Origin of the sequence: Nocardiopsis halotolerans DSM 44410, from assembly GCF_000341065.1 — a bacterium.
Lineage (GTDB): Bacteria > Actinomycetota > Actinomycetes > Streptosporangiales > Streptosporangiaceae > Nocardiopsis > Nocardiopsis halotolerans.
In genome coordinates, this window is the sequence record NZ_ANAX01000391.1 from 1 (window position 1) to 6,090 (window position 6,090).

Genomic DNA, 6,090 nt, shown 5'->3' on the forward strand with positions numbered 1-6,090 from the left:
GCGAGACCGCCGAGCCCGCCCCGGAGCAGACGGAGCGCAGGAAGGCGGACCAGAAGAAGGACAAGGACAAGGAAGAGAAGGCCGCCGACACCGTCGCGGCCACCGACGAGGAGTCCTCCGAGTCGGAGGAGCGCAGCAGCCGTCGTCGGCGCCGTCGTCGACGCCGCTCCGGTGGGGGAGAGGGTCCCGAGAACACCGTGGACGACCCGCCCAACACCGTGGTCCGGGTGCGTGAGCCCCGCCAGGACAAGCCCATCGAGGACGAGGTCCAGGCGGTCCGCGGCTCCACCCGGTTGGAGGCCAAGAAGCAGCGCCGCCGCGAGGGCCGCGAGCAGGGCCGCCGCCGCGCCCCGATCGTCACCGAGTCGGAGTTCCTGGCCCGCCGCGAGTCGGTCAAACGGGACCTGGTGATCCGCCGTACCGGAGACCGCACCCAGATCGCGGTCCTCGAGGACGACATCCTCGTCGAGCACTACGTCGACCGGGCCACGCACCGCTCCTACGTGGGCAACGTGTACCTGGGCCGGGTGCAGAACGTGCTGCCCTCCATGGAGGCCGCGTTCGTCGACATCGGCAAGGGCCGCAACGCCGTCCTGTACGCGGGCGAGGTCAACTGGGACTCCTTCGGCCTGGAGGGCCAGCCCAAGCGCATCGAGTCGGTGCTCAAGTCCGGCCAGTCGGTCCTGGTGCAGGTCACCAAGGACCCCGTCGGCCACAAGGGCGCCCGCCTGACCAGCCAGATCAGCCTGCCCGGCCGTTACCTCGTGTACGTGCCCGGCGGTTCGATGACCGGCATCAGCCGCAAGCTCCCCGACAAGGAACGCGCCCGCCTCAAGCAGATCCTCAAGAAGGTCATGCCCTCCGGAGCGGGTGTCATCGTGCGGACGGCCGCCGAGGGCGCCAGCGAGGAGGAGTTGGAGCGCGACATCACGCGCCTGGCCAAGCAGTGGGACTCCATCAAGCGCAAGTCCAAGTCGGCAAACGCCCCGGCGCTGCTCAACAGCGAACCGGACCTGACGGTACGGGTCGTGCGCGACGTGTTCAACGAGGACTTCTCCAGCCTGGTCGTGGCCGGTGACGAGGCCTGGACCACCGTTCACGAGTACGTGGACTACGTGGCCCCCAACCTCTCCGAACGTCTCTCGCACTGGTCCGAGGACCGTGACGTCTTCGCCGCCTACCGGGTCGACGAGCAGATCAACAAGGCCCTGGAACGCAAGGTCTGGCTGCCCAGCGGCGGCTCGCTGATCATCGACCGGACCGAGGCCATGACCGTGGTCGACGTCAACACCGGCAAGTTCACCGGCCAGGGCGGAAACCTGGAGGAGACGGTCACCAAGAACAACCTGGAGGCGGCCGAGGAGATCGTCCGCCAGCTCCGGTTGCGCGACATCGGCGGCATCATCGTCATCGACTTCATCGACATGGTGTTGGAGTCCAACCGCGACCTGGTGCTGCGCCGCATGCTGGAGTGCCTCGCGCGTGACCGCACCAAGCACCAGGTGGCCGAGGTCACCTCACTGGGGCTGGTCCAGATGACTCGTAAGCGGGTCGGCCAGGGCCTGCTGGAGGCGTTCTCGCACAGTTGCGAGCACTGCAACGGGCGCGGCCTCGTGGTGACCAGCGAGCCGACCGAGAGCAAGAGCGGCGGCAACGGCGGCGGCCGCAAGAAGAAGAAGGGCAAGGGCGAGCCCGAGCAGCCCGCCGAGAAGCCGGAGAAGGCCGAGAAGGCCGCGGAGAAGGCCGAGAAGGCCGAAAAGGCCGAAAAGGCCTCCGGCAAGGCCGAGAAGGCGGAGAAGCCCTCCGGCAAGGCGGACAAGGCCGCGTCGGACAAGGCCGAGGAGATCGCCCCGGCCTTCGAGGGGCCGGAGGCCGACGGCGGCGCCGAGTCCCCCGAGCCCGCCAAGAAGACCCGCAAGCGGGCCTCCCGCTCCCGCAAGGCCGCCGATGCCGCCACGGAGGAGCAGGGGGAGATCACCGCCCCCGAGAAGGCTCCTGAGGCCGCGGAAGCCCCCGCGGAATCCACCGGGGAGCCCTCCGAGGAGGCCCCGGCCAGGAAGACCCGGACCCGGCGCACCACCACCCGTCGGAGCGCCCGCGCGGCGGCCGACACCGGTGGGACCGAGGGCGACGACAGCGCTTCCGGCGACGCGGACACCGCCGTCGCGGAGACGCCCGCCGAGGGGGGCGACGACGAGGCCGCGGAGCGGCCCAAGCGGCGCCGTACCCGCCGTACCAGGACGTCGGCCACCTCGCCGACGGCCGTGGACGCGGGCTGAGACGGGGGCGGTGGCCCCGCCGTGGTCCGGGACCGGGTACCGTCCCGGGCCGGACCACGGCACGTGTACAGGCCCGTGGCGGGCCGGTGGTAATCTGAGGGACGGTGCGTCGGCGCGCTCCACCACAATCGCGCGCCCCGACACCGAAGTGCTCTCCACGCAGGGTTTGTTTCCCTCGGATCCCCGCGCCCCGCTACAGGCGATCAGTGGATCGTGGAACGAGGTCCCTCCCCGCCCACACGGGGATGAGCCTCCCGGCTGGCCTGGGCACGGGTACGGCCGGACCCGGACCCCGGACCTCACGTCTCGGGGATGGTCCCGAGCATTATTCGTTGAGCGAGCAGGAAGAGAGTTACCCGGTGTACGCGATCGTGCGAGCGGGCGGCCGACAGGAGAAGGTGTCTGTCGATGACGTCCTGAACATCGACAAGGTCTCCGAGGAGACCGGTGCCACCATCACGTGGCAGCCCATCCTCGTCGTCGAGGACGGCAACGTCGTCAGCGACGCGAGCAAGCTGAGCGGCTACACGGTCACCGCCGAGGTCCTGGGCGAGACCAAGGGCCCCAAGATCAACATCCTGAAGTACAAGAACAAGACCGGTTACAAGAAGCGCCAGGGTCACCGCCAGAAGCACACCCAGGTGCGCGTCACCGGCATCGCGGCGAAGTAGGAGGCCTGAGAAATGTCAAGCAAGAAGGGTGCTTCGTCCACCAAGAACGGTCGTGACTCGAACGCCAAGCGCCTCGGCGTCAAGCGCTTCGGTGGCCAGTCCGTCTCGGCCGGCGAGATCCTGATCCGTCAGCGCGGCACCAAGTTCCACCCCGGTGCCAACGTCGGCCGTGGCGGCGACGACACCCTGTTCGCGCTGGTCGCCGGCGAGGTCAAGTTCGCCAACTTCCGCGGTCGCAAGGCCGTGAACATCGTTCCCGCGGCCGCCGAGTAGGTTCGCGCGCGGACGTTGTGTCGGGCGGGCCAGGGAACACTGGCCCGCCTCTCGCGTTGTCATGGATGACACGTGTGTTCGTCCAGGCCCCCGTGTGTGGGCCGGAGAGTAACGGGGAGAGCTATGCCGGACTTCGTCGACGAGGCGGTCTTGCACGTCAAGGCCGGGGACGGCGGGCATGGCTGCGCCTCCGTGCACCGTGAGAAGTTCAAACCGCTGGGGGGCCCGGACGGTGGCAACGGCGGTCGCGGCGGGGACCTCGTCCTGGAGGTCGACACCCAGACCGCGACCCTGCTGGAGTACCAGCGCCGCCCGCACCGCACCGCCCGCAACGGCACGCCCGGCCAGGGCGGCCACCGCGCCGGAGCCAAGGGCGAGGACCTCGTCCTCACCGTGCCCGACGGCACCGTGGTCAGCCGTATGAACGGCGAGGTCATCGCCGACCTGGTCGGTCACGGCACCCGTCTGGTGCTGGCCCAGGGGGGCAACGGCGGGCTGGGCAACGCCGCGCTGGCCACCAAGAAGCGCAAGGCCCCCGGCTTCGCCCTCAAGGGCGAGGAGGGCGAGGCCCTGGACGTGCGCCTGGAGATGAAGACCATCGCCGACGTCGGCCTGGTGGGCTTCCCCAGCGCCGGCAAGTCGTCGCTGATCGCCGCCATGTCGGCGGCCCGCCCCAAGATCGCCGACTACCCGTTCACCACCCTCGTGCCCAACCTGGGCGTGGTGGAGGCGGGCAACGTCCAGTACGTCATCGCCGACGTGCCCGGCCTCATCCCCGGCGCCAGCGACGGCAGGGGCCTGGGTCTGGAGTTCCTGCGCCACATCGAGCGCTGCTCCACCCTCCTGCACGTTCTGGACTGCGCCACCTACGAGCAGGGCCGCGACCCGATCAGCGACCTGGAGGCCCTGGAGGCGGAGCTGTCCGCCTACGGGGAGCGGGCGGGCGTGGACCTGTCCGACCGGCCGCGTCTGGTCGCCCTGAACAAGGTGGACGTTCCCGACGCCCGCGAGCTCGCCGACCTGGTCACCCCCATGCTCGTCGAGCGCGGCTACCGGGTCATGGAGGTCTCCGCCGCGTCCCGGGAGGGGCTGCGGGAACTGTCCTTCGCCCTGGGCGAGCAGGTGGCCGCGGCGCGTCGGGCCGCACCCCCCGCGGAGCCCACCCGCATCGTGATCCGTCCGCAGGCCATCGGCGACACCCCCTTCGAGGTCGTGCCGTTGGGTGACAACGCCTTCCAGGTGCGCGGCGACAAGCCCGCCCGGTGGGTGCGCCAGACCGACTTCTCCAACGACGAGGCCGTGGGCTACCTCGCCGAGCGCCTCAACCGCCTCGGTATCGAGGAGGAGCTGGCCAGGGCCGGTGCCACCGAGGGCGCCGAGGTGCGCATCGGCACCGAGGAGGACTCCGTGGTCTTCGACTGGGACCCCTCCATGGACGCCGAGGTCGTCCCGTCCGGCCCGCGCGGAACCGACGCCCGGCTGGGCTGAACCGCGCGGGGACCGACGGCCCGGCCGAACAGGCACGAGCGCGGCGCCCGGCGCCGCGCCACTGGATGGAAAGCCCCAGACGGTGCACAGCGCACGAACCGAACAGAACGACTCCCTGGAGACCACCGGGCGCGCGGCGGTGTCCGCCGCGCGCCGCGTCGTGGTGAAGGTCGGCTCCTCGTCCCTGACCACCCCCGACGGCCGGATCGACTCCTGCCGCATCCGCGACCTGGTCCGGGTGCTGGCGGACCGCCGCGACGCGGGCCAGGAGGTCATCCTGGTCTCCTCCGGCGCGGTCGCCGCCGGGATGACCCCGCTCGGCATGGCCCGCCGACCCCGGGACCTGGCCTCCCAACAGGCCGCGGCCAGCGTGGGGCAGGGGCTGCTGCTGGCCGCGTACACGGCCGAGCTGGCCGCGCGCGGCCTCACCGCGGCGCAGGTCCTGCTCACGGTCGAGGACATGATGCGCCGGGTACAGCACCGCAACGCCCAGCGCACACTGCGCCGCCTGCTGGACATCGGTGCCCTTCCCATCGTCAACGAGAACGACACCGTGGCCACCCACGAGCTGCGGTTCGGTGACAACGACCGGCTGGCGGCCCTGGTGGCGCACCTGATGCGCGCCGACGCGCTCGTACTGCTGTCGGACGTGGACGCCCTGTACGACGGCAACCCCTCCACCCCGGGATCGTCGGTGGTCAGTCTGGTGCGCGGTCCGGCCGACCTGGACGGGATCGACATCGGCAGCACGGGCAGGCGGGGCGTGGGCACCGGCGGGATGGTCACCAAGGTGGAGTCGGCGCGCATCGCCACGGAGGCGGGGGTGCACACCGTGCTGACCTCGGCCGCGAACGCCCGCGCCGCCCTGGGGGGCGGACCGGTGGGCACCCTGTTCGCCCCGGGGCGCGGGCGCCGCCCCTCCGCACGCCAGCTGTGGCTGGGGGGNNCGGGGCGGGGCAGCCTGGTCCTGGACCCCGGCGCGGTCACGGCGGTGGTGAGGGAGAAGGCCTCCCTGCTCCCGGCCGGTGTGACCAGGGTGGCGGGCGACTTCAGCGCGGGCGACCCGGTGGACCTGTGCGACGAGCAGGGCGGCGTGGTCGCCCGCGGGCTGGTCAACTACGACGCCGCCGAGGTGCCCGACCTGATGGGGCGGTCCACCCGGTGGCTGGCGCGGGAGATGGGTCCCTCCTACGAGCGTGAACTGGTGCACCGGGACGACCTCGTTGTGCTCTAGGGACCCGGGCGCCCGGGACACGGTCCGGGCCGTGCTGGCGGCCGTCCTCACCGCCGCCCTGTGCGCCTCGTGCGCCGCACCGGCGGAACCGCGAGGAGCGCCGGAGCGGTCGGACGGCCGGTTCGGCGGACCACCGGCCGGGCCG

At 71.6% G+C, this 6,090-nt stretch carries 5 protein-coding genes; all 5 read left to right on the forward strand.

All coding sequences use genetic code 11. From position 1 onward, the window contains the following. On the forward strand, window positions 1-2,279 hold a 2,279-nt coding region (locus D455_RS0128060; protein ID WP_017573975.1), incomplete at its 5' end, for an Rne/Rng family ribonuclease. Between the two features lie 359 nt (window positions 2,280-2,638). Beyond that, window positions 2,639-2,950: a 50S ribosomal protein L21 gene (rplU, locus tag D455_RS0128065; RefSeq protein WP_017573976.1), complete on the forward strand. Its 312-nt coding sequence runs from the start codon at window positions 2,639-2,641 to the stop codon at window positions 2,948-2,950. A 12-nt stretch (window positions 2,951-2,962) separates the two neighbouring features. Further along, window positions 2,963-3,223 carry a 50S ribosomal protein L27 gene (gene rpmA / locus D455_RS0128070; protein ID WP_017573977.1) on the forward strand — a complete coding sequence of 87 codons (261 nt, stop codon included), beginning with the start codon at window positions 2,963-2,965 and terminating at the stop codon, window positions 3,221-3,223. Between the two features lie 123 nt (window positions 3,224-3,346). After that, window positions 3,347-4,711 carry a GTPase ObgE gene (gene obgE / locus D455_RS0128075; RefSeq protein ID WP_017573978.1) on the forward strand — a complete coding sequence of 455 codons (1,365 nt, stop codon included), beginning with the start codon at window positions 3,347-3,349 and terminating at the stop codon, window positions 4,709-4,711. Window positions 4,712-4,793: 82 nt separating this feature from the next. Then, the gene (gene proB / locus D455_RS0128080) at window positions 4,794-5,945 is read left to right on the forward strand and encodes a glutamate 5-kinase (protein WP_017573979.1); all 1,152 of its coding nucleotides are present in this window, start codon (window positions 4,794-4,796) and stop codon (window positions 5,943-5,945) included. Window positions 5,946-6,090: the final 145 nt, after the last annotated feature.

Bases quoted from the DNA above. Each gene is read 5' to 3' on its own strand.
- rpmA (WP_017573977.1), top strand. From the start codon at position 2,963: ATGTCAAGCAAGAAGGGTGCTTCGTCCACCAAGAACGGTCGTGACTCG.
- obgE (WP_017573978.1), top strand. From the start codon at position 3,347: ATGCCGGACTTCGTCGACGAGGCGGTCTTGCACGTCAAGGCCGGGGAC.